We start from the raw sequence: 22,366 nt of genomic DNA on the forward strand, positions 1-22,366 counted from the left end.
GTTAAATATCAGTACCAAGACTGTCTTAACACTGTCCTTTCATTCAGCACAGCCTTTTTAATACCGCTATTCTGTCGATTCCACACCCATCAAATGCTGCCACTGCGCCTGTACGAGTGCACGAGTTTCAGTCCAAAGCGACTCATCGACCAGTAATGACTGCTCGGATAGTGCCAATTGATGCGTTGCCGCCCTTATGCGCAAATAAGCATCCGTCAAATCTTGACAGATCTCACGCTCCCAAATACCTAGTGTCGCCATCTCCTCAAAGATACGGACGTTATCGCTCCATTTGGTCAAGGTTGGATGCTCATGCGAATAGGCCAGTACGGCAAATTGTGCCAAAAACTCGATATCAATGACACCGCCTGCATCTTGTTTAAGATGAAACTTACCCGCTTGCTGTTGCCATTGGCTCGTACCCAGATGCTTTTGCATTTTGATACGCATACTTGTCACTTCGATACGTACTTCCTCAATTGTGCGCGGTAATGCTAAGACCGTACGGCGAATATCACAAAAACGGGCTGTGACGCGTTTATCACCGCAGATTGCACGCGCCCGTACCAGCGCTTGATGCTCCCATGACCAAGCTTTCTCAAGCTGATAGGTTTCAAACGCATGACAAGACACCACCATCATGCCAGCATTGCCGGAGGGACGCAGGCGCATATCTACCTCATAAGCACGGCCATCACGGGTTTGGGTATTAAGATAGGTCATGAGCTTTTGCGCCAAGCGTGCCGCAAACTTCATGCCACTGACCGAATTTTCACCCGTGGTCATACCCTGCTCTTTTATTTTATGCAAAAACACCAAATCTAAATCTGATGAATAAGACAACTCAAGACCGCCAAGCTTACCGTATCCGATAATAGCAAAGCCGCAATCCGCTTCGGTGACCGGATCGCCATCTTGGCCAATAGGATAACCATAACGTTTCACAATTTCAGCGAAAGCACGCTCAAGCGCCGCTTCTAATACCACCTCGGCAATGTATGTTAAAGAATCCGACACCTTCATGATTGGACGTTCAGCCAACACATCACTGGCGGCAACCGCTAATACTTGATTCTTTTTAAACAATCGTAATACGCTAAGCAGCTTTTCTTCGTCATTAGGCTCTACTCTCAATAACTGCTGACGCAAGATATCACGCAGCTCAAGCTTGTCTGGTAAATGCCGATAGCGTTGCTGTAAAAATGTATCTAATAACACTGGATACTGTGCCAGCTCTTTGGCAATCCAAGGGCTAGCAGACAGCATCGGAATCAACTCAACCGTGGCGTTTGGGTTCTCTGCAATCATAACCAAGTAGATAGAACGACGACAAATCGCTTCCAGCAAGGCAATCAAGCGCGGCAATGCAGTATTCGCCAATTGCTGCTGATCTTGATGAGCAAGTAGCGCATGCACAATGACTGGATACGCTCCGTCCAAGCGTTCACGAGCCTCATCGCTTAAATTGGCAACCATTTTTGACTGCCAAAAATTTTGCAATTGGCTATGATTCTCTTCCGTCAACACGTCATTTAAACGAGCCACTTGCTCATCCAAGTTAGCAGGTTCTAGCTCATCATCGTGATCCGGTACTTGCCTTTCAGTAACCATACGCTCAAACGGCACATTGACATGATATCGATGATAATTAAGCGTATGTAATAATGCAGTCCAGTCTTCAAACCCAAGCGTGAGCGCAAGATTGTGCTGCCAATGCACATCATGAGGAAGACGCTGGGTTTGCTGGTCATTGATTGCTTGAATACCGTGCTCAAGCCGGCGTAAAAACCGATAAGCACTCTGCAGTTCTTGATAAGTGGTTTCTTCTAAATACTTAAGCTCATACAGCGCCTGCATTGCCTTTAAACAAGATTTGACCTGTAGCTGCGGATGCCGTCCGCCATAAATCAACTGGAAAGCTTGAACGATAAACTCGATATCTCGAATACCACCAGCACCGAGTTTGATATTATCCAAATCTTCACGCTGGGCGACTTGATTTTGGATCAGAGACTTCATCTCTCGTAATGCCGAAAAAGCACTATAATCGACGTAATATCGAAAGACAAACGGTTTAATAAGTGCTTGAATGTCATCATAGAACGGTCGCTCTATATGTCCAACCACGCGGGCTTTTAACCAAGCAAATCGTTCCCATGCCCGCCCATGCTGAGAAAAGTACTTCTGTAACGCCGATAGATGAATCGCTAAATCACTACCATCGCCCCATGGGCGCAGGCGCATATCTACCCGAAACACAAAACCATCTGCTGTATTGTTATCGAGCAGCTTAATAATACCTTGACCAAGGCGCGTCATAAAGCGCTTGTTATCGATACTGCGTGTGCCTTTGGCTTTATCCCCATCAGTTTCACCGCGCGCTTGATGGATAAAAATCAGGTCAATGTCACTTGATAAGTTCAGCTCATGAGCGCCAAGCTTGCCCATTGCCATAATCGCCATATCATCAACTTGCGCATTGCCTTTCTCATTAATAAAGGTAGGCTGACCATATTGAGTCACCAACTGCTGATAGGTATAGTTTTTCGCAAATAAAATACAACCATCAGCGAATTCGGACAACTCGTCGGTCAATTGCTCAAGCTCAATCACTGCCAACGCGTCTTGCCATACCCAACGCATCATCAGTAGCATACGCAAATTGCGTAAACCACTCATCACTTTGGTTTCATGACCAAGCTGATAATTTTCGTCCAATGTATAATCTTGTATCAGGTCATCAATCTGTTGGCGCGTTAAGGTCGTGTCTAAAGGATAACTGCGTAAAAACGTCTGGCAGGCGCCCGTGCGACTTTGCCAAATTTGATAAGCAAACTCACTGGCAGTTTGCAATACTTGTAGCTGTTCTGATGTGGGCTGATAGCCGTTACCATTTGGAGTGGTAGATAGCATAATGATGTTACCTCATTGCAGCATAGAGCCATAAGCCTACGTGAACTGGGCGAATAAGTTTATTGTTTTTTCTTACGGAACGGTCACAACTGCTATGGATCAGTGAAACACCATGCTTTTATAGTAACATAAATAAAGTAATGCGCTGCCAAGAGCAAGCATATAGCGAATTCAGTATTAAAGCGCTACAGTAGGACTGGGATGAATTTTACGCAGCCTCTGTCGGCGTAGGCACAGCACGCCAGAAAAATTTATACCAGTACTACGTTGGAACATAACGTATCTGTTTTATTTAGAATTGACTATACTTGCAAAAAATGAAAAAGCGCTGAATGATGATACAATATACAGCCATACAAGGTCTCAGTTCTTTTTCAATACTCATTTATTCAATGCTTATTAATACTATGTGATACCGCCATTATGACACTCTCAACACCTCTACTTTTAATTACCGCTGACCCAAGCCATCCACTTGCCTATCTGGCATTACGCTATGCGCGCGCTTATCTACAAGGCGCTTCTACAGATAATAAAGAAGGTAACAGCACCAATCATGAAAACTCTGTATTAAACATCTTTTTTTATGCAGATGCAGCACATACTGCCAATCGTTTAAGGTGGCAGTCAGCTGATCAATCAAATATTACCCAAGAGTGGCAGGCACTGGCAGCACAGTATAATCTTGTGCTGCCAGTATGCGTCAGTACGGCACTCAGTCGCGGTATTAGTGATACGGACAACAGCAGCCGTCATCAGTTAGAGACAGAAAATCTAGCGACAGGTTTTAAGCTAGTAGGTCTGAGTGAGCTTGCTATGATGATGCAAGGCGACTGTCGCTTACTACAATTCTAATAAAAATGATGGAAATAAAAATTCAGTTTGATACTAATAGATAGCGACAAACAAGATTAGGAATACCTCATGAAATTACTCATTCGGCTGCATACGCCCACTGAAATGGCAAGCTATGAAGGCTGTGCGCTGGCTTTGACTTTGGCAACCTTTGGGCACGAAGTGCAGCTGTATTTGGATGCGCCCGTCTTTGGATTTTTAATGCAGCCAAACTCACGCTTGCAAGGTATGATTCAAGCGCTTGAGCTTTATGACATGCCGCCAGCGTGGCTACCTGAAGATGTTTTTAGTGGCTGGATAGCTGGCATGCTACCGACGGACTTGGCAACGCAGTTAGTCTTGATTCCAGAAGAAGTAAATTTACAAATATTTGAGCAAATTCTCACTTTTTAATCTTAAAGCTATAAATAGCAAAGCTGATATAAAATTTTATTGTTTCAAACCTATAGCAAGCAATCGGACACGAGTATGGCAACTTTATATCAATTACATAGCAGTATGGATACGCTCAGACGCACTACGGAACAAATGGCGTTGTCATGGCAGGCGGACGATAGCATCCTTTTATTGGGTACGACCGTCGCGTATATAGATTGGTTCAATGCGTATTTGGGCGATATCGAGAATATGGAAATAGAAACCATTGCTGGTATTTACGCGCTTGCCGACGATGTGGCACAGTTGCATGAAAACACCGCAGCGAAGCTTAATCTAGCGGCAAAGCTCACTGGTATTTTAAGCGATGCCGAATGGGTAGCGATGACCCAAGACAGCCGCTTTGATAAAGTAGTGACGATTGCCTTATGAGTATGTCTACTAACTCGTCTACATCCTCTCTGAGCTCAATCGATTTAGCATTAGACGATGTGGCATTAGACCAAGATGGGCATTTATGTGACCACACTATCTGGACGCCCGTTATTGCACAGCAGCTAGCTAATACCTTGGATGTCGTCTTAGATACTGAGCGCTTGGCAGTGTTACAGCAAGTACGAGCTTTTTTTGTAAAATTCAATCACGCACCTGCTACGCGCCCGTTGATTAAATGGCTACAGCAAACCTTGCCTGATAATGACATCAGTAATCAAAAGCTGCAGCAGCTATTCAATACTGGTTTGGTCGCCCGCCATGTCAATCGCCTTGCTGGGCTGCCCAAACCCCCTAATTGCTTATAAATGCCCATAAAAAAGGCAGATAAATCATTTTCTTTATCTGCCTTTTTTAATTTTAATAATAAAAATTACTCTTTAGGGTCGTAGACGGTGAGTGTCTCATAGCCGATACTACGACCTTCATCACCGCCAAATCCTTGTTGTCGCCATACCTCATATAAACATATTGCCACGCTGTTCGACAGATTCAAACTGCGTGAATCTGCTAGCATCGGCAATCGTAGCCAGTTATCAGCGCCAATATCTTCACGTATATCATCTGCCAGTCCCGCTGTTTCTGAGCCAAAAACCATGGCCACATTATTTCCATAAAACTCACTGCCCGATTCTGCAGTCTCTTGTCCACCAAAATCATAATCATAAAAAGGCTTACTTAACTTGGTAGTCAACGCCGTAATGGTATGACAGTCAGCATCTTGCAGTGCTTGCTTTGCCATTGACCAATTGTCGTGCACTTGCAGATGGGCATACTCATGATAATCCAATCCTGCACGGCGCAATTTTTTATCATCCAGCTCAAACCCTAATGGTTTGACTAAATGCAGCTGCGCCCCACTATTGGCACACAGACGAATGATATTGCCCGTATTACTGGGCATTTTTGGCGCTACCAGCACGATATGAATGGTCATACTCTCTCCGTCATTAGCATTAGGGTTGTTTTTCTGACTTATATGGCAAAGGTAATTAAAAGTTACAGTTTACTGCCAATAATTACATTTTGATACTGGGCACGTATTTTAACTTTGATTATGATGGCTGTAACGGACAAAGGGATAATATAAAAACATTGTCATCGTCTGTTATCATCTTGCAGTGCAACTTAGGATCAACATCAGGTTTCACTGTTACTACACTACTTATCTGTATCTGTCTTTTTTGAGGAATATACCATGAAAAAATTAGTTATCGCATCTTTGGCTGCTATGTTTGTATTAACTGGTTGTAACACTTTTAAAGGTCTAGGCCAAGACGTATCAAGCGCTGGTAGTGCTGTAAGCGGTACTGCACAAGAAGTACAAAACAAAATCTAAGCTTTAAATATTTAGGTTGTTTAAAGGGCTTATCATCTATGTGATAAGCCCTTTTTTATGAAGCTTAAGTTCTGAACCCTTAACGAGCATACTTCGCTATAAAAATGCTCTTAATATTTGATTGAGATACCTTTTACCAAGTTCTGTCGGTTGCAACTGTTCCGGATGATCCATCAATAAACCTTGCTCGATTAATGTAGCAACTTGTATGGCAATGCTGTCATAACTTAGCCCCGTACGTGCTTCAAATAACGACCATGCTACGCCACCATGCAAACGTAAGGCATTAAGCATAAACTCACTAACCAACTCCTCTTCATCAATCGCTTGCCAGCCAACCATTTTTGGCACTGATATTGATGTCCCATCTTGGCCATGAGCTTCTTCATGTTCTATATAACTTTTTGGCATACGGGATTTACTAAAGCGATAGATACCTGCTTGGTTGGTTTCATTATCAATAGTCCAGAAATCAGTCGCCATCTTATTGCCGATATCTTGTCCGGTAATATCTTGTCCAATAGTGACTTTTCCATGAGCACCCGCCCCGATTGCCAAATAGTCACCAAACTGCCAGTAGTTGACGTTATGTTGACAAGGCTTATCCCCTGCCCCAGACCATGCGGATACCTCATAATTGCAATAACCCAAATTCTGTAATAATGTCTGACCAGATTCTTCTATATCTGCCAAGCGATCCTCATTGGGTAAAATTGGCTGACTGCGATAGAATACGGTATTTGGCTCAATGGTCAGCTGATACCATGAGATATGGGTCGCACCAGCATCGTGTGCCATTTGAATATCGTCTAACGCCTCGCTCATGGTTTGCTCTGGCAGTCCATGCATCAAATCCACGTTTACGCGCTCAAATCCAGCTTCTCGAGCCGCTTTAATTGCAGATAGCGCTTGAGTAGGATTATGAATACGTCCAAGCGTGGTTAATTGTTCAGCAGAAAAGCTCTGCACACCTATCGATAGACGATTAATACCCACCTCTAAATAGTCAGCAAATGGCGCATGCTCAAGGGTACCTGGATTTGCCTCCATGGTGATTTCGATGTCGCTAGAAAATTGATAATATTTCCGTAAACCATCAAACAAGCGCTGGTATTGAGCAATGGGCAACAACGACGGCGTACCACCGCCGATAAATATGGAGCTAATCTCACGTCCTTGGGTCAATATCTGCTGCATCGCAGCATCTTGCAATAATGCATCTACATATTCATCATACATGGACAGCTGACTATCAACTGGTAGCTCATGTGAATTAAAATCACAGTATGGGCATTTTTTGACACACCACGGGATATGGATGTATAACGCCAATGGAATGTCTGTCACTTCTACTGTATTCGAATGACCATCATGAAAAGGCTTTGCTTGCTGAAACAGTTGATTAGGTTTGATATTTGACATAAGCAGACTTATCTATAAATAGGTAACTGCCATCAGTAGCAGAAAATACCGCTAGGATAACGGCTAAGCACAGTAAAAAAAAGCCTAACTTCAAGAAAATTCTATCGATAACAAAACCAATGACAAAGGCTCATGTTAAAAATTCTTAGTTATAGGCAAAATAACTAAGAATCACCATTATTATATAAAATAATTATAAATAACCAACTATATAAAAAGGATAAAAACCATGGCATATTGGCTTATAAAATCTAATCCAAGCTGTTTTAGTATAAAAGACTTAGAAGGTGCAGGAACAGAGATGTGGGATGGCGTGCGTAACTACCGAGCCCGCAATTTTATGCGTGATGATATGCAAGTAGGTGACAAGGCGTTTTTTTACCACTCTAGTGCTAAACCCTCTGGCGTTGCTGGTATCGTGACTATTAGTCAAGCTGGCTATCCTGATATTACTCAATTTCATCCTGAACACCGGCATTACGACCCGAAAGCCACCGCAGAGAATCCGCGATGGTATATGGTGGATGTGACTTTCAATCAAGCTTTTAATGATATATTACCACTGTCAGAGCTAAAGTTTCTGCCCGCGCTCGAGGACTCATTATTACTGAGAAAAGGCTGTGAGCAATTGACCATCATACCGCTTGAGCCTAAACACTGGTATGCAATTATGGATATTGCAGGAAATCTTAATTTACTGTCAGAAGATACTGACTCTATTGAATGAATAATTCTGGCTTATAAGCACCAAAATTGATGTTTAATTCTTCTATTAGAGGCTTAATACACCTATAAATACGATATTTATCAAACCTTTCTAAAACATTTACATTATAGCCTAACTTCTTTACCATTCTATTAACTTATGACCTGTCACTTCATCACTTGAATCGGCGGGTTATTTTTATTTTAGCATCAGTGATTCTTTTTTCACTCCGCATGCCTAGTCTTATTAAAAATGCACTTGCTCATATTATTTATCGGAGTATTATCGTCGCACACCTCCTATTTTACTGTCTCGCTATTGATTTATTAATGGCTGTGTTTGTTCATTAGTAAAATTTGTTTATCAAAAATAATTATTGTAAAGAATAAAAGTTGCTCATTATGGTTTTCCCGTTGTCTTTTGTAGATTTTAAAAGTTACAGTTTACGCTTAGGTATACTCGCGCTGCCCATCTTAATCACCCAATTTTGTCAAGCAGCGCTTGGTGTTGTCGATGCCATTATGGCAGGTCAAGTTTCGGCACTTGATTTGGCTGCTGTCGCTGTCGGCTCAGGTATTTGGCTACCATTATTTTTATTAGCAACAGGTATTTTGATTGCGACTACGCCTCTGATCGGTGAAGCCATTGGTCAAAACCAACTCGATAAAGTACCACATATCACGCAGCAGTCATTATGGACGGCTGGTGTCATTGGTATCCTTGGTTTTATCATTGTCAACCTAGCACCCAATGTACTTGCCCTCATGGGTGTTCCTGAAAATATACAACCGATAGCAACTCAGTATTTGCATGGCGTATCATTTGGCTTCCCTGCAATTGCCGTTTATGCGGTGCTGCGTAGTTACTGTGAAGCGCTTGGTCGACCTGAGCCAGTGACAGTTATTAGTATCATAGGGCTGCTTGCAGATATCCCGCTTAACTATATTTTTATCCATGGCTTGTTTGGCATGCCTGAGATGGGTGGCGCTGGTTGCGGGGTAGCAACTGCTATCGTTTTGTGGATTAACGTCTTATTATTAGCCGCTTATACCAGCTTTACTAAGCGTCAGCAATTTGCCAGTACGCGCTTTTTTTATGCCTTTGCCAGCCCAAATCGGGCACAGATAAAAAAACTTCTCAAGCTTGGTATTCCGATTGGCGTCTCTATCTTTTTTGAAGCCAGTCTATTTAGCTTAGGCGCACTGGTGATTAGTCCATTGGGTGAGCTGGCAACCGCGTCGCACCAAGTCGCCCTATCAGTGACCTCGCAGTTGTTTATGATCCCCATTTCGGTCGCGATGGCACTGACCATTATGGTATCCAACCGCTTTGGTGAAAAAAACCTAATGGCACTGCGTCAAGTACAAGCAACCGGCCTTATATGGACGGTACTTATTGCATTTGCTTGTATGATTGGTGTTTGGCTATTTAGACCACAATTAGCAGCGGCATTCACTGACAATCCTGTAGTACGAGCTCAAGCCATGCATTTGCTCATCTTTGCGCTTGCTTATCAGCTATTTGATGGCTGGCAAGTCAATGTCGCGGGCATATTACGGGGCATGCAAGATACTACAATACCGATGTGGGTTACCCTATTTTGCTACTGGATAGTGGCACTGCCGCTTGGTATTTATCTAGTACGCTTTACTGATATTGGGGCGCAAGGTTTTTGGATGGCTTTAATTACGGGGTTATTTTTATCGTCTATTTTACTTACCATACGTTTGCGCTACCAACAAAAGAGATTACTGGCAATGTGGGGATAATAATAAGACTAGGTTTACACAAGTTTATCTAAATGTTATCTGTAATAATCATCACTGGCGCTCGCAAGTCACATAGACTATGATAAATTCTTACTCAAACGAGCGCTTACGTCATAATATGTAAAAAAACTCAGTTAACAACTGTACATCGATTGCTCATTGCCGTGAATATAGGTATCATTAGCAATTATCTACACAATATTTAGTTACACTATTTTTCTCGAATTTGTTACAAGGCAAAAATACAATTATGGATATTGAAAAAATACGCACCCTCATTGCACTCATGGAAGAAAGCGAACTGGTTAATTTGGAAATCAGCTCAGATGACGAGCATATCAGTTTGACTCGTCACTATGATGCGCCGGCGCCAACGATGATGGCCGCACCTACTGCTGGTGCTGCTACACCTCATACTACTGAATCTCAGCCTGCGATGAAAGCAGGTAGTGTTGAGACATCACCTATGGTTGGCGTTTATTACTCAGCCCCTAGCCCTAATGATCCACCATTTATAAAGGTTGGACAAAAAGTGCAAGCTGGTGATACGCTCGGCATCATTGAAGCGATGAAAATTATGAATCCTCTTGAGGCGACTCAAAGTGGTGTTATTGATGAGATCTTGGTCACTAATTCTGAAGTGGTACAGTTTGGTCAGCCTATCGTACGCTATAAAGCGTAACCAGATTTGCCAACCTTTACTTCGTTCTGATGGAGAGCGTGCTATTTATCAGGCAATATCAACTTATGCTTAGGCTATTTAAGCTTAATCATATCTAAGCTTAAAGATTTTAAAGTTAGATAATCACTAGGCTTAATAATAAATTTTGATATTGCTGAATATAGTGACTCCATTAAAAAACGCCGCTTCAATAAGGATGACCCCATGATAAAAAAACTGCTCATCGCCAATAGAGGTGAGATTGCTCTACGTATCGTTCGCGCTTGTAAAGCCCTTGGTATTCAAACCGTTGGTGTTTACTCTACGGCTGATGCCAATTTGATGCACTTACGCTTTGTTGATGAAGCCATTTGTATCGGCAAGCCTAATGCCAATCAAAGCTATCTAAATATCAATACTATCTTGACTGCTGCTGAGATTACTGGCGCTGATGCCATTCACCCCGGTTATGGTTTTTTGGCTGAAAATGCTGAATTTGCTGAACGTATTGAAGAAGCTGGATTAACCTTTGTAGGCCCTACTGCAGATCATATTCGTCTGATGGGCAACAAGGTTTCCGCGATTAATGCTATGAAAAAAGCGGGTGTGCCGACAGTACCTGGTTCAGTAGGTGCTGTGACGCTACACAATGCTGAAGAGCAAGCGCGCAATATTGGTTTTCCCTTGTTGATTAAAGCGGCAGCGGGTGGCGGTGGTCGTGGTATGCGTGTGGTTGAGCGCTTTGAAGAAATTATCGGTCAAGTGCAAGCGGCTAAGCAAGAAGCTGAGCTATGGTTTGGTGATGATACGGTTTATATGGAACGTTATCTCCAAAACCCGCGACATGTAGAGATACAAGTACTTGGCGATGGTAATGGTAATGCCATTCATTTATATGACAGAGATTGCTCATTGCAGCGTCGTCATCAAAAAGTTTTAGAAGAAGCCCCTGCCCCTGATATTCCTGATGATGTACGTCAACCTATCTTAGATGCTTGCGTAAAAGCATGTAAGCTAGTCAAATACCGCGGTGCTGGTACTTTTGAGTTTTTATTTGAAAATAATGAATATTTCTTTATTGAGATGAACACTCGCGTACAAGTTGAGCATACTATTACTGAGATGATTACAGGCATTGATGTGGTCGTTGAACAGTTAAAAATCGCAGCAGGCTACGGTTTATCGTATCGCCAAAGTGAGATTGAAATTCAAGGCCATGCGATCGAATGTCGTATCAATGCTGAAGATCCGGTGACCTTTATGCCATCACCTGGTACGGTCACTCAGCTGTATTCACCTAGTGGGGCTGGTATCCGCTTTGACTCACATCTATATCCTGGCTATGAGATTCCAAGTTACTATGATTCTTTGATTGGTAAGCTTATTTGTCATGGTCAAACCCGTCAGCAAGCGATTTCTAAAACGCTACAGGCACTTGATGAGTTGGTTATCGAAGGTATCAAAACAAATATCCCGATGCATCGTGATGTAATCTTATCAGATGATAATTTTGTTCATGAAGCACAGAATATTCATTATCTTGAAAGAGAATTGTTAACTGCTAATAAAGAAAAAGCCAACTTGTGAACTGATTAAATATTGATATCACATATTGTTATCCTAAAGATTTGTTCTCAATAAAAAAACCGCTATCCATGCAGATAGCGGTTTTTTTATTGATGATTGTAATTAAAGCTAAAGCAAAGTCACCGAAAAACCATTATTATGGCAGAATTCTATTAAAGTTCATAAAGCACTCTTTGCCATCAGGATCAGCACACCACTGCATTTGATTGCCATCATGATTTAAAAATGCAATCAACGCCTCATTGCTCTGATCTATCTGGCTGCCGGAGCAATCTACTTCATTGTTATCGTAAACGGTTTTAATAGCAATGATAGGTAGCCCCTCTTCACGGTGCGTAATCAAATAACGTCCATAAGTCCACTCTTTGCCACTGACTGACCACATTTCATTATCAGCAGCAAAATTGTAAAGCTCACGGCACTGAGCAGATTTCTTTGCTGATGCAATGAGTTTTTTGCTGGTATCTGCTTGAATATTAATGAGTCGTTTTTCGTTTTGTGTCAATAGTCCTGCACCGGCGTCGACTTTAGGTTCATTACTTTTAATCTGACTCTTCTCTTTTGACGCTGCTTGCCGCGCCTCAGCTTCTTTGGTCATCGTGATACTACTGTTTAAATCGATCTCCCACTGTCCAGCAATCGCAGGACTAATATGTGTGGTAATGGTCGGCTTACTAACTGCTTCGCCATTTACTGGCAATGATGCCAAAATAGCGGCTAATGAAAATGAAGCAAATGAGAGAGGTTCCATAATTAACCTTGTTATTTATACTATTATAATAATGAATGCTATGTACATTAGCGTAAGTCTTAGTCACCGAAAACACAAGTAACATTATGCTATTAGGCTTTAACCTCTCAGTGGTAAGCATTTCAATAAGATCTCTAATTACTGAGTTTCAAACATAGGTCCAAACATAGGTCCAAACATAAAAAATAACGCCATGGCTCTGATTTGCTTATCGCAATGAGCCATGACGTTATACTTATAGAAACGTAAACTTATATACCTAAATATTTAAATTCTTAAGTACTTAGTTATCAAACAGCAGCGATACTAACTGCTTGAGCAAAGGCTGACAATGCACCCTTTAGCATGGCTGATACGGTGCTGCTACAAGTACCGATACCGGAATAAACTTCACCATCTACATTTAGCTGTATATAAGCAGCAGCATTGGCATTTGTCTTATTGTCTCTATTGTTATCATCATTGATACCATCACCGCTATTATGCTGCGGATTAATTGCATGCTCAGCGTAGTTAATGACATGGATTGATTTACCTGTGTGCTGCGCCAATCCATCGATAAACGAAGATAACGGCCCATTACCATCACCATCTATAGTGATGGTATCGCCATTCATCTGAACTTGACCGTTAAAGTAGACTTCGCCGCCTTTATTGTTGACTGTATAATCTAACAGCTCAAAACTGCCTTGCTGTAAATAAGTGTCTTCAAAGGTCTGTAAGATTTCATCATTCTGCAATTCACGAGCCGTGGTTTCAGCTTGTTTTTGTACCACACCACTAAAGTCAATTTGCATCCAACGTGGTAAATTAAAGCCATAGTTGCGCTGTAAGATATAAGCCACACCGCCTTTACCAGATTGGCTATTGATACGAACCACATCCTGATAGCTGCGACCAATATGTGCAGGATCAATTGGTAAATATGCTACATCCCAGACGTTTTCTGTCTTCTCCACATGCTTCTCATTATAGTCGAGGCATTTCTTGATCGCGTCTTGGTGCGAGCCGCTAAAGGCAGTAAATACAAGCTCACCTACATAGGGATGACGTGGATGCAGAGGCAAGTTATTGCATTCGCTAACGACTTGTACAATCTCACTCATATTACTAAAATCAAGCTCAGGATCGATACCTTGGCTAAACAGATTCATCGCCATGACCATGATATCCATATTGCCGGTACGCTCGCCATTACCAAGCAAGGTGCCCTCGATACGATCTGCGCCAGCAAGCACACCAAGCTCAGCCGCCGCCACCGCACAGCCTCGGTCATTATGCGTATGCAAGCTAATAGTTACATGCTCACGCTTGGCAAGATTACGACAAAAATACTCGACTTGATCAGCGAATACATTGGGCATTGACGCCTCAACCGTCGCAGGTAAGTTTAAGATTACCTGTTGACCATTCTCGGGCTGCCAAACATCACAAACGGCATCACAGACTTCAACTGCATATTCAGTCTCAGTTTGGCTAAAGCTCTCAGGTGAATACTGGAATACCCATTCTGTTTCTGGATATTTAGCAGCATATTCAACCAATAATTTAGCACCAGTGACAGCTATCTCTTTGATTTCAGCTTTATCTTTAGCATATACTTTTTCGCGCTGAATACGGCAAGTTGAGTTATAAACATGAACGATGGCACGCTTTGCGCCTTTTAAGGATTCAAAAGTACGAGCAATCAAATGCTCACGTGCCTGCACCAATACCTGCAAAGTCACGTCGTCAGGCACATGATTTTCTTCAATCAATTTACGAGCAAAATCAAACTCGACTTGTGCCGCTGAGGGAAAACCTATTTCAATCTCTTTAAAACCCACCTCTACCAAGGTTTCAAAAAAACGCATTTTTTGTTCAATAGTCATCGGATCAATCAATGCCTGATTGCCATCACGCAGATCCACACTTGCCCATATCGGTGATTTCTCTAGCGTTTTGCTCGGCCATGTGCGATCTGGCAACAGTGGCGCAAATGCAAAAGGGCGATATTTACGGAAATCGAAAGCGGCTTTTTTTGGTGTGCTCTTTGCAGCGGCAGGCGCTACAGGGCGTGTTGCTTGGTCAGACATAATCAATCCTTAGATGGCATTAGGTTGGTATTTTTAGTGAGGCAATCAATGCCAAAATCCTGCTTTATCATACGAGATAATACGAACTTATGCCATTATAATAACAAAGTTTATAAGGTGAATATCGGCTTTATAATAAGTATATTTACCTTATATTAGTGAAATACGATAAATAAATCGCTATAATTGGCATAATCCACTAATAAAAATACTTGTTATGCAACATACTCATTCTAATCAGCTTTTAATTGCAGATATTGATGACACAGATAAACGCTTATTGCGCTTATTGCAGACCGATGCACGTATGAGCATTACTGAGCTTGCCGAGCGCGTTAATCTCTCGGCAACCCCTTGCGCGCGCCGTATTAAGCGCTTAGAAGATAGTGGCGTTATCACCGGTTATCATACTCAAACCGATGCCCAAAAACTTGGCTATCCCTTGGCAGTTTTCATTGCTATCAGTATGGACCGTCACACGGCCGACCGTTTTGAGCAGTTTGAGCGCAAGGTTAAAAGCTTCGATGAAGTCATCAGCTGTAGTATCGTCACTGGTCGCTCCGAGGACTACCTGATTAAAGTACGCGTACGGGACATGGCTCACTATGAGGAGTTTTTATTGCATCGGTTAAATCGTATCGAAGGCGTGGCACAAGTCCATACCAGCTTTGAGCTGCGAGAAGTATTCAGCCGCAGTATGGTTTAATACTACTAAAGTGATTCGCTTAAATGATTATTTTTTGCAGTCGGTTCGTTTGACGCCAGAAAAAGAATACCAAAACCAGTCCTATCAGCAGTCCTATAGCCGCTACCAACAACCCTGCATTAAAGTTATCATTCTCTCCCGCCAGCGCTACCGTTACCAATGGTCCGATGAACTGCCCTATTGCATAGGCTAATGTCGCCAGTCCTATCAACAGATTTGAATAGATGGGATTTATGTTTTTAATAATCGTCAAGGTCATAGAGACCATACCCACAAAGGTTAACCCTAAAATCATGGCATTAGCATATAAACCAATAGCACCATCAAACCCTATTGGCAAATACATACCAAACGCTTGCAATAACGTCAAGCCCATTAAGGTTTTGACTTCACCAATACGCTTGGCAAGAGCACCCCAAATCGGGTTTGAGAGCATGGCAAAAATACCTACCACCAGCCAAATAGACAGTCCAGCAGAATTTTGAGTGGTCAAGCGCTGAGCTGCCATTACCGGCAAAAAAGTCGCCGATGTAATATAACCAAAGCCTGCCAGCACATAACTGGTCAACAATAATGCAATGGGCTTGCTATGACCTGCTAGCGCCTCGTATAAAGAACGCTTAAAATTAATATAGGTTTGATATAGCGAGGAATAATGATTACTCTGGGGTGTTTCTGAGCTTACTGATGTTGGATTTGATGATGTTGAACCAGATAAAGTAACCATAGCAGACGGACGTATGCCATACAGCAACCATAAAACAGGTAAGCTAATCATTCCAGCGATCAGCCAAATCACGTCGAAATGGTAGCCAAGCGTCAGTAACCACCACGTCAATATTGCGGAGGCACTGATACCGACGCCGATACCTGCATAGTGTACTGCCGATAGCACCGAACGGCGCTCAAGACTGAAGCTTTGAATGACCAAAGATGAGCTTAAAATCATCGCCACACCACTTGCGATACCTGATATCAGCCGAATGCCATACCATAGATTTAATGACATATTTGGCACGACCAACAGCATGGTAGTAATGACACTAACTATTGTCCATAATATTAGCATGTGCCATGTTAAACGCTGCGGCACAAACATCGCGATAAGCGCGCCAATAAAGTAGCCAATATAGTTGATTGAAGCGAGCCAACCCGCAATGGTCGTGGATAGCGACAATTGCAGCATAATATCAGGTAAAGTGGCTGTAAATAAAAAGCGTCCAAACCCCATCACCACTGCCATACAGTACATACCAATCAACGCAACAGCTGTTTCATTGGTGATAGTAATAACAGCACGGCTTTTGAGAGCAGTCATCATGACAAGGCCATTTTGTGGCAAAAAGCACACAATCCTTTGTGTTAAAGTAGTAAACAACAATTATGAACGAGTATTAGAACAGCATTAAATATAGTATTTAATCCTACGAAACATTGAGTGTTGGACGATTTTCTTGCTCATTTTTCTCTGCTTGTCCCAACATCTGCACGCGCTGATCACTAAACATATCCATATCAGGTGCAAGCGTACGCATAAAGCGGTCAAAATAGAGCATCTGCTTGGTCAATAAAGCAAAATCACGCGGAAAATGAATACCATGACGCTTACCGACCTCAACTATCTCCAGCATCATTGTATTCAGCTCATCCGCCTGCTCTTTCGTATTAAAAGGCACACCACTGGTAAAGGCTTTGTCCTCTGCCATAATGGTCTTCATCATACGCTGCAAATCATCACCCAATGCCACCACATCAACCTGACTACCACCATGTGTCATCTCCATATCTATCATATGGCGTGCCATCGCATAATAATCATTATCCTGCATGGCTTGCATCATTCCCATGCAAGCGCGCCAGCTTTCAGCCTTCAATTTACCGACAATACCAAAATCTAAAAATCCGATACGTCCATCAGTTAATAGCATTAAATTACCCGCATGCAAATCCGCATGGAAACTATTACACAGCATCAGACTTGCAAACCAAGTATTGAGCGTATCTGCCATCACTTGGGCAGGATCAGTACAATATTGACGCATCAAAGTTTCATCTACCATAGAGACACCGTATAAGCGGCTCATGGTCAACACACGCTTGGTAGTGTACGCCTCATAGACTTTTGGTGCCACCACACGTGTATTGCCTGATACTGCCAAAAACTGCTGAAAGTCGCGAATATTTTGTGCCTCAGCGATAAAGTCTGTCTCCGCAAGCATACGCAAACGAATCTCATCAATAATCGGCGCAATGCTGGCAAATCTCATTGAAGGCATCAACAATTCAACCAGCTTTGTCACGCCATGCAATACACCCAAATCCGTCTGCATAATGGTTTCGACGCCAGGTTTTTGCACCTTTAAGACAACTTCATCACCATTATGCAAACGCGCTGCGTGGACTTGGGCGATAGAAGCAGAAGCCAGTGGTTTTGAATCAATATAGGCAAACGTCTCTTCAAGTGTGAGTCCATTAACAGCTAGCTCTTCTGTTAATACTTGCTCGATATAAGCATAAGACAATGGCGTGGTTTGATCCAAACAGCTTTGAAAGGCTTGCACATATTCGCGCGGAAATAATGACGGCGTACTGGCAATAAACTGCCCAATTTTGATATAAGTCGTACCCAGTTGTTCAAAAGTTTCTTTTAACAGCATGGCATCAGGCTTTTCGCCCTTCGCCACTCTAAGCGCTGATAAACCAGCGACACTTGCTGTTTGACGAACACGATTAACGACATTAAAGGTATGTTTTAATAAATGCGGACGATGAATTTTCATAAAAGACAACTGTGGTCATAAGAAGGATATTTGAGAATCGGCGATTATAATTGGTAAAAAATCATTAATTGAAATTAGGAAAAGCTATTACAGACAGGACATTCTGACTCTTTTCGATATCCCATCAAGCGTTGCTGCATCCGACTACCATCCCATATCAGCAGTTTGTTTGTCAGTGGATTTTTGGTTAATCCTAGATATTGCAAAGCTGCATTGGCTTGTAGATTCCCCATGATAGCTGTGGTGCTGGCAAGCACTCCTGAATTGGCACACGTACGTTCATCCGCCTCGGCATCTAGTACTACCGAACCAAACACACAGTGATAGCAGCCAGTATTTAGATGTGGCTCAAACAGTGCCAGTTGCCCCTGCATTGCAATAGCAGATGCCGATAATAATGGAATCTGATAGCGCACACTAATACGATTGATGATGTCACGGGTAGCAAAATTATCTGTACAGTCTAACAATAGGTCTGGCGTACCGCACGCCATATCAAGTAACTCATAAGCATTGTCTTCACTCAAACGCGCTATCGTACCGCGAGCTGTGATTAAAGGATTGATACGCATCAACATTTGCGCAGCAGTTAGAGCTTTAGGTTTACCAATATCCTCCGGTAAAAACAATGTTTGACGCTGTAAATTACTGGCTTCAATGTCATCTTCATCAATTAGGTGAATATGCCCAAGTCCTGCACGCACTAAGGTTTCAGAAGCTGGGCAACCTAGCCCACCTGCGCCTATCATGACGACACGTGATGATTTTAATCGTAGCTGAGCATCAATATCCCAGCCATCAAGCAATATTTGACGCGCATAACGCAGCAGCTCATCATCTAACAATATCTCTGTTTCTACATTACTCATATGGATTACCAGTACTCAATATTGCCGCTTATTTTTATAAAACTGCCCAAGCGTCACTCTATCGTTCCCACCAAAATCTTTAATCGTTTGTATATTATCGAAATGATTGTCCGCAAATAACTGGCGTGCAGCATGCCCTTGATCAAAGCCATGCTCAATCGCTAGTAGCCCGCCTACTTTTAGGTACTGCGGCGCATGATGGACAATATGTTCGATATCAGCCAAACCATGATTAGGGGCGCTCAAAGCACTAATTGGCTCTGCTAATAAACCTGCTAAATGCTTATCCGCCTCATCAATATAGGGCGGATTTGAGACAATCACATCGAATAAATGTTCGTCCTGAGTAGAGAGTGCATCATACCAGCTACTATGGACAAACTCGATATCTACAGCATTACTGACCGCATTATGCTGAGCAATTTTTAGCGCCTCTAGCGAGAAATCAACGGCAACAACTTGCCAGCTTACTGGTTCCAATTTGCGAGCCAGCTTTAACTCGTGAGCAAGACTAATGGCAATGCAACCAGAACCCGTGCCCAGATCAAGCAGACGCTTATTGCTAGCAGCATTAGGTACAAACTCTTTATTGGCAGTATTTATCCAATGTAGTACTTGCTCAACCAAAACTTCCGTATCGGATCTGGGAATTAAGGTATGTTCATTAACGGCAAAATCAAGCGACCAAAATGCCTGTATACCCGTTAAATAAGCCAATGGTGTACCTTGCTGCATTTTGGTCACACCAACATTAAATCGCTCAACCTCAACATCACTTAGCTGATAGCTATCATCCGTTATTAAAAATAGCGCGGGTTTATCAATGATATATAGCAGCCAATCCGTTATCCAAAATGGCGGAACAGATAATTCTTCCGCCATTTGAATCGCTTGCTGCTTGATTTGCCATACTGTTACGTCTGCTGCTTTTTGCGCTGTCATAAATGACTCTTAATAATTATATCTGCTTTATTTTTATAACCTCTAACCTACTCTGACGCGCGCGGTGGCTCATTGGTATTGGTTAAATTAGGATTGGCTTTGGTTAACTCAACACCTTTATTACTGCCACTATTACTATCGTCACCGCCATCACCATAAATATCATCATTGTCACCAATGACGATATATTTATCAACATAATAAATCAGCGCTAAAATAGGAATACCAATTAGAAAAGTAAACATAAAGAAGAAGGGATAACTGGTGCTATCAACGATAGTGCCTGAATAACCACCCACCACTTTTGGTAATAATGTCATTAGTGATGAAAATATTGAATACTGGACGGCAGTAAATCGAATAGATGTTAATGCAGATAAGAAGGCAATAAATACAGCACTAGCAAGACCAGCTGCAAGGTTATCAAGGATTACTGCCAAATACATATACGGCAAGCTCCCAGGATGGTACGTCAACAGAATAAATAACAAGTTGGTCACGCAGGCAAGGACTGCTCCAACCATCATTGCACGCATGATACGCATCTTTTGTGCTAATAAACCACCTAAGAAACCACCAGCAATCGCCATGACAACACCAACCAATTTAACGGCGTTGGCAATATCAACTTTAGTGAATGCCATGTCTTGATAGAAGACGTTAGAGATAACCCCGGCAACGATATCGGAGATACGATAAAGACCAATCAGCGCCAATAACAATAACGCCTTTTTACCGTAACGGCGGAAAAAGTCAGCAATAGGCTCAATCCATGTGGTCTTAGCAAACTCTTGCTCCACAAGATTGGCTTTTACTAAGCCGTAACCGATAATCAAAGCCGCTGCCAAACTCGATACCATACGCACTACTTCGATTAAGAAGCCTGCGAACACACTTTCTGTCTCAGGTAAGACCAAGCCCGCATTAGCAAATACCAGTACAAAACCTATGACTGATATAGCGAATACTAATACTAGACGGGTATATTCTGACGTTTTACGTTCAACAACCACTTGTTGTCTAATCGGCTCATGAATCACCAAGGTGGTAATAACCCCAATGCCCATCACCGCTGCCATAATCCAGTAGGTATTGCGCCACGCCTCATAGCTATAGAAGCTCTCGGTAGAACCAAAGTAATCGGCTAAATATAATGCTCCAGCACCAGCGACAATCATCCCGATACGGTAACCGGTCACATACATGGCAGACAAGACCGCCTGTAGGCTTGGTGGTGCCAATTCGATGCGATAGGCATCAATAACGATGTCTTGTGTCGCTGATGAAAAGCCAAGTAGTACTGCACCTACTGCCATCAGGACTAGACTGCCCTCATTCGCTGGATTGACACTCGCCATAATACAGATAGCGGCAATAATCATAATCTGCGAGACCAAAATCCAGCTGCGCCTGCGACCTAAGAGCTTGGTTAATATTGGCAATGGCACCGCATCAATCAGTGGTGCCCAGATAAACTTAAAGGCATAACCAAGCGCTGCCCAGCTAAACATCGTTACTACGCTACGATCAATCCCTGCTTCACGCAGCCATAATGATAAGCTAGAGAAAATTAGTAAGATCGGAATGCCAGCGACAAAGCCCAAGAACAGCATGATAAGTGAACGCCGATCAAGATAAGCTTGCAAAGATTCGCTAAGTGACTTCTTGGCAATAGGAGAATTGGGCGGAATAGGTTGGACAGCAGACATAACGACTCACCAAAAATTTAGACAAAAAATACGACAGTGCGCTACTTTTTATCCAAAAATTTTATCTACTGGCAGTGTGACATCGAGACTATCAGGATAAAAAAGGACAAAAAATTGCCTAGCTCTGTACAAAGAAAATGACATTTGCTGCAAAATTGAATAATGGTACTTGAGAATGCTTAAATTGACTAGATGTTTTTCCACTAACTACTTGATTGAGCATATCGGATATACTCTATAGCTTTCCTTAGTAAGTACATGTATCTTAACCTTTCTTAAATATAAATTAAGATATAATTTTTTGGTTTACTCCTATTAGATTTCTATCTAGCCTACTATTCAAGCGATTTTCCTATATTCCATATATGTATAAATAGATACCTATTTATTATATACAAGAATAATAGCTTTGATT

The 22,366-nt window shown here is 42.2% G+C and carries 20 protein-coding genes; 10 read left to right on the top strand and 10 right to left on the bottom strand.

Features of this window, described 5'->3' with window-relative positions:
* Positions 1 to 66: 66 nt before the first annotated feature.
* Complete coding sequence (glnE, locus tag JMX89_RS02350; RefSeq protein ID WP_201550756.1) at positions 67 to 2,913, bottom strand: bifunctional [glutamate--ammonia ligase]-adenylyl-L-tyrosine phosphorylase/[glutamate--ammonia-ligase] adenylyltransferase; 2,847 nt, start codon at positions 2,911 to 2,913, stop codon at positions 67 to 69.
* 423 nt (positions 2,914 to 3,336) lie between these two features.
* Between glnE and tusD the strand changes: the two genes are divergently transcribed.
* The 4 genes from tusD (at position 3,337) to JMX89_RS02370 (ending at position 4,943) form a co-directional block, all read left to right on the top strand.
* On the top strand, positions 3,337 to 3,768 hold the full coding sequence (tusD, locus tag JMX89_RS02355) for a sulfurtransferase complex subunit TusD (protein WP_181210562.1): 432 nt from the start codon (positions 3,337 to 3,339) through the stop codon (positions 3,766 to 3,768).
* 69 nt (positions 3,769 to 3,837) lie between these two features.
* The gene (locus tag JMX89_RS02360; protein WP_181210561.1) at positions 3,838 to 4,161 is read left to right on the top strand and encodes a hypothetical protein; all 324 of its coding nucleotides are present in this window, start codon (positions 3,838 to 3,840) and stop codon (positions 4,159 to 4,161) included.
* Positions 4,162 to 4,236: 75 nt separating this feature from the next.
* Positions 4,237 to 4,575, top strand: a complete 339-nt coding sequence (locus tag JMX89_RS02365) for a hypothetical protein (RefSeq protein ID WP_133104237.1) — start codon at positions 4,237 to 4,239, stop codon at positions 4,573 to 4,575.
* Positions 4,576 to 4,577: 2 nt separating this feature from the next.
* Positions 4,578 to 4,943, top strand: a complete 366-nt coding sequence (locus JMX89_RS02370) for a TusE/DsrC/DsvC family sulfur relay protein (protein WP_409033825.1) — start codon at positions 4,578 to 4,580, stop codon at positions 4,941 to 4,943.
* 65 nt (positions 4,944 to 5,008) lie between these two features.
* On the opposite strand, the gene JMX89_RS02375 is transcribed toward JMX89_RS02370, so the two are convergent.
* Positions 5,009 to 5,572 carry a tRNA (cytidine(34)-2'-O)-methyltransferase gene (locus JMX89_RS02375; protein WP_181210559.1) on the bottom strand — a complete coding sequence of 188 codons (564 nt, stop codon included), beginning with the start codon at positions 5,570 to 5,572 and terminating at the stop codon, positions 5,009 to 5,011.
* 261 nt (positions 5,573 to 5,833) lie between these two features.
* On the opposite strand from JMX89_RS02375, the gene JMX89_RS02380 reads away from it, so the two are divergent.
* A complete protein-coding gene (locus tag JMX89_RS02380) occupies positions 5,834 to 5,974 on the top strand; it encodes an entericidin A/B family lipoprotein (RefSeq protein WP_011280495.1) in 141 nt (46 codons plus the stop codon).
* Between the two features lie 96 nt (positions 5,975 to 6,070).
* Here the strand turns inward: JMX89_RS02380 and hemW are convergent, their stop codons facing one another.
* Positions 6,071 to 7,396: a radical SAM family heme chaperone HemW gene (gene hemW, locus JMX89_RS02385; protein WP_201531390.1), complete on the bottom strand. Its 1,326-nt coding sequence runs from the start codon at positions 7,394 to 7,396 to the stop codon at positions 6,071 to 6,073.
* Between the two features lie 229 nt (positions 7,397 to 7,625).
* Between hemW and JMX89_RS02390 the strand changes: the two genes are divergently transcribed.
* The 4 genes from JMX89_RS02390 to accC all read left to right on the top strand — a co-directional run bounded on the left by JMX89_RS02390 (position 7,626) and on the right by accC (position 12,119).
* Complete coding sequence (locus tag JMX89_RS02390) at positions 7,626 to 8,123, top strand: EVE domain-containing protein (RefSeq protein ID WP_201531389.1); 498 nt, start codon at positions 7,626 to 7,628, stop codon at positions 8,121 to 8,123.
* A gap of 380 nt (positions 8,124 to 8,503) precedes the next feature.
* Positions 8,504 to 9,871 carry an MATE family efflux transporter gene (locus tag JMX89_RS02395; protein ID WP_011513501.1) on the top strand — a complete coding sequence of 456 codons (1,368 nt, stop codon included), beginning with the start codon at positions 8,504 to 8,506 and terminating at the stop codon, positions 9,869 to 9,871.
* Positions 9,872 to 10,121: 250 nt separating this feature from the next.
* Positions 10,122 to 10,553 carry an acetyl-CoA carboxylase biotin carboxyl carrier protein gene (gene accB / locus JMX89_RS02400; protein WP_011513500.1) on the top strand — a complete coding sequence of 144 codons (432 nt, stop codon included), beginning with the start codon at positions 10,122 to 10,124 and terminating at the stop codon, positions 10,551 to 10,553.
* A gap of 204 nt (positions 10,554 to 10,757) precedes the next feature.
* Positions 10,758 to 12,119: an acetyl-CoA carboxylase biotin carboxylase subunit gene (accC, locus tag JMX89_RS02405; RefSeq protein WP_020443367.1), complete on the top strand. Its 1,362-nt coding sequence runs from the start codon at positions 10,758 to 10,760 to the stop codon at positions 12,117 to 12,119.
* A 136-nt stretch (positions 12,120 to 12,255) separates the two neighbouring features.
* Here the strand turns inward: accC and JMX89_RS02410 are convergent, their stop codons facing one another.
* Positions 12,256 to 12,870: a hypothetical protein gene (locus JMX89_RS02410; RefSeq protein WP_181210556.1), complete on the bottom strand. Its 615-nt coding sequence runs from the start codon at positions 12,868 to 12,870 to the stop codon at positions 12,256 to 12,258.
* Between the two features lie 290 nt (positions 12,871 to 13,160).
* Positions 13,161 to 14,945 carry a 2-isopropylmalate synthase gene (gene leuA, locus JMX89_RS02415; protein ID WP_201550758.1) on the bottom strand — a complete coding sequence of 595 codons (1,785 nt, stop codon included), beginning with the start codon at positions 14,943 to 14,945 and terminating at the stop codon, positions 13,161 to 13,163.
* 217 nt (positions 14,946 to 15,162) lie between these two features.
* Here leuA and JMX89_RS02420 point away from each other — a divergent pair, with 217 nt between their 5' ends.
* Complete coding sequence (locus JMX89_RS02420) at positions 15,163 to 15,651, top strand: Lrp/AsnC family transcriptional regulator (protein ID WP_020443364.1); 489 nt, start codon at positions 15,163 to 15,165, stop codon at positions 15,649 to 15,651.
* A 19-nt stretch (positions 15,652 to 15,670) separates the two neighbouring features.
* Here the strand turns inward: JMX89_RS02420 and JMX89_RS02425 are convergent, their stop codons facing one another.
* The 5 genes from JMX89_RS02425 to JMX89_RS02445 all read right to left on the bottom strand — a co-directional run bounded on the left by JMX89_RS02425 (position 15,671) and on the right by JMX89_RS02445 (position 21,951).
* The gene (locus JMX89_RS02425; RefSeq protein ID WP_201531385.1) at positions 15,671 to 16,972 is read right to left on the bottom strand and encodes a YbfB/YjiJ family MFS transporter; all 1,302 of its coding nucleotides are present in this window, start codon (positions 16,970 to 16,972) and stop codon (positions 15,671 to 15,673) included.
* A gap of 103 nt (positions 16,973 to 17,075) precedes the next feature.
* Complete coding sequence (locus JMX89_RS02430; RefSeq protein WP_201531383.1) at positions 17,076 to 18,431, bottom strand: ABC1 kinase family protein; 1,356 nt, start codon at positions 18,429 to 18,431, stop codon at positions 17,076 to 17,078.
* Positions 18,432 to 18,505: 74 nt separating this feature from the next.
* The gene (locus JMX89_RS02435) at positions 18,506 to 19,300 is read right to left on the bottom strand and encodes a HesA/MoeB/ThiF family protein (protein ID WP_201531381.1); all 795 of its coding nucleotides are present in this window, start codon (positions 19,298 to 19,300) and stop codon (positions 18,506 to 18,508) included.
* A gap of 15 nt (positions 19,301 to 19,315) precedes the next feature.
* Positions 19,316 to 20,242, bottom strand: coding sequence for a peptide chain release factor N(5)-glutamine methyltransferase (gene prmC, locus JMX89_RS02440; RefSeq protein ID WP_201531379.1), 927 nt, complete (start codon positions 20,240 to 20,242; stop codon positions 19,316 to 19,318).
* A 47-nt stretch (positions 20,243 to 20,289) separates the two neighbouring features.
* Positions 20,290 to 21,951 carry an AmpG family muropeptide MFS transporter gene (locus tag JMX89_RS02445; RefSeq protein ID WP_201531377.1) on the bottom strand — a complete coding sequence of 554 codons (1,662 nt, stop codon included), beginning with the start codon at positions 21,949 to 21,951 and terminating at the stop codon, positions 20,290 to 20,292.
* Positions 21,952 to 22,366 lie beyond the last annotated feature (415 nt).

The sequence above is a fragment of the Psychrobacter sp. DD43 genome, assembly GCF_904846555.1.
GTDB lineage: Bacteria > Pseudomonadota > Gammaproteobacteria > Pseudomonadales > Moraxellaceae > Psychrobacter > Psychrobacter cryohalolentis.

Bases quoted from the DNA above. Each gene is read 5' to 3' on its own strand.
- JMX89_RS02410 (WP_181210556.1), bottom strand. From the start codon at position 12,870: ATGGAACCTCTCTCATTTGCTTCATTTTCATTAGCCGCTATTTTGGCA.
- JMX89_RS02375 (WP_181210559.1), bottom strand. From the start codon at position 5,572: ATGACCATTCATATCGTGCTGGTAGCGCCAAAAATGCCCAGTAATACG.
- JMX89_RS02435 (WP_201531381.1), bottom strand. From the start codon at position 19,300: ATGAGTAATGTAGAAACAGAGATATTGTTAGATGATGAGCTGCTGCGT.
- JMX89_RS02445 (WP_201531377.1), bottom strand. From the start codon at position 21,951: ATGTCTGCTGTCCAACCTATTCCGCCCAATTCTCCTATTGCCAAGAAG.
- JMX89_RS02395 (WP_011513501.1), top strand. From the start codon at position 8,504: ATGGTTTTCCCGTTGTCTTTTGTAGATTTTAAAAGTTACAGTTTACGC.
- hemW (WP_201531390.1), bottom strand. From the start codon at position 7,396: ATGTCAAATATCAAACCTAATCAACTGTTTCAGCAAGCAAAGCCTTTT.
- glnE (WP_201550756.1), bottom strand. From the start codon at position 2,913: ATGCTATCTACCACTCCAAATGGTAACGGCTATCAGCCCACATCAGAA.
- JMX89_RS02425 (WP_201531385.1), bottom strand. From the start codon at position 16,972: ATGATGACTGCTCTCAAAAGCCGTGCTGTTATTACTATCACCAATGAA.
- JMX89_RS02380 (WP_011280495.1), top strand. From the start codon at position 5,834: ATGAAAAAATTAGTTATCGCATCTTTGGCTGCTATGTTTGTATTAACT.
- tusD (WP_181210562.1), top strand. From the start codon at position 3,337: ATGACACTCTCAACACCTCTACTTTTAATTACCGCTGACCCAAGCCAT.
- JMX89_RS02360 (WP_181210561.1), top strand. From the start codon at position 3,838: ATGAAATTACTCATTCGGCTGCATACGCCCACTGAAATGGCAAGCTAT.
- leuA (WP_201550758.1), bottom strand. From the start codon at position 14,945: ATGTCTGACCAAGCAACACGCCCTGTAGCGCCTGCCGCTGCAAAGAGC.
- prmC (WP_201531379.1), bottom strand. From the start codon at position 20,242: ATGACAGCGCAAAAAGCAGCAGACGTAACAGTATGGCAAATCAAGCAG.
- JMX89_RS02420 (WP_020443364.1), top strand. From the start codon at position 15,163: ATGCAACATACTCATTCTAATCAGCTTTTAATTGCAGATATTGATGAC.
- JMX89_RS02430 (WP_201531383.1), bottom strand. From the start codon at position 18,431: ATGAAAATTCATCGTCCGCATTTATTAAAACATACCTTTAATGTCGTT.
- accC (WP_020443367.1), top strand. From the start codon at position 10,758: ATGATAAAAAAACTGCTCATCGCCAATAGAGGTGAGATTGCTCTACGT.
- JMX89_RS02370 (WP_409033825.1), top strand. From the start codon at position 4,578: ATGTCTACTAACTCGTCTACATCCTCTCTGAGCTCAATCGATTTAGCA.
- JMX89_RS02390 (WP_201531389.1), top strand. From the start codon at position 7,626: ATGGCATATTGGCTTATAAAATCTAATCCAAGCTGTTTTAGTATAAAA.
- JMX89_RS02365 (WP_133104237.1), top strand. From the start codon at position 4,237: ATGGCAACTTTATATCAATTACATAGCAGTATGGATACGCTCAGACGC.
- accB (WP_011513500.1), top strand. From the start codon at position 10,122: ATGGATATTGAAAAAATACGCACCCTCATTGCACTCATGGAAGAAAGC.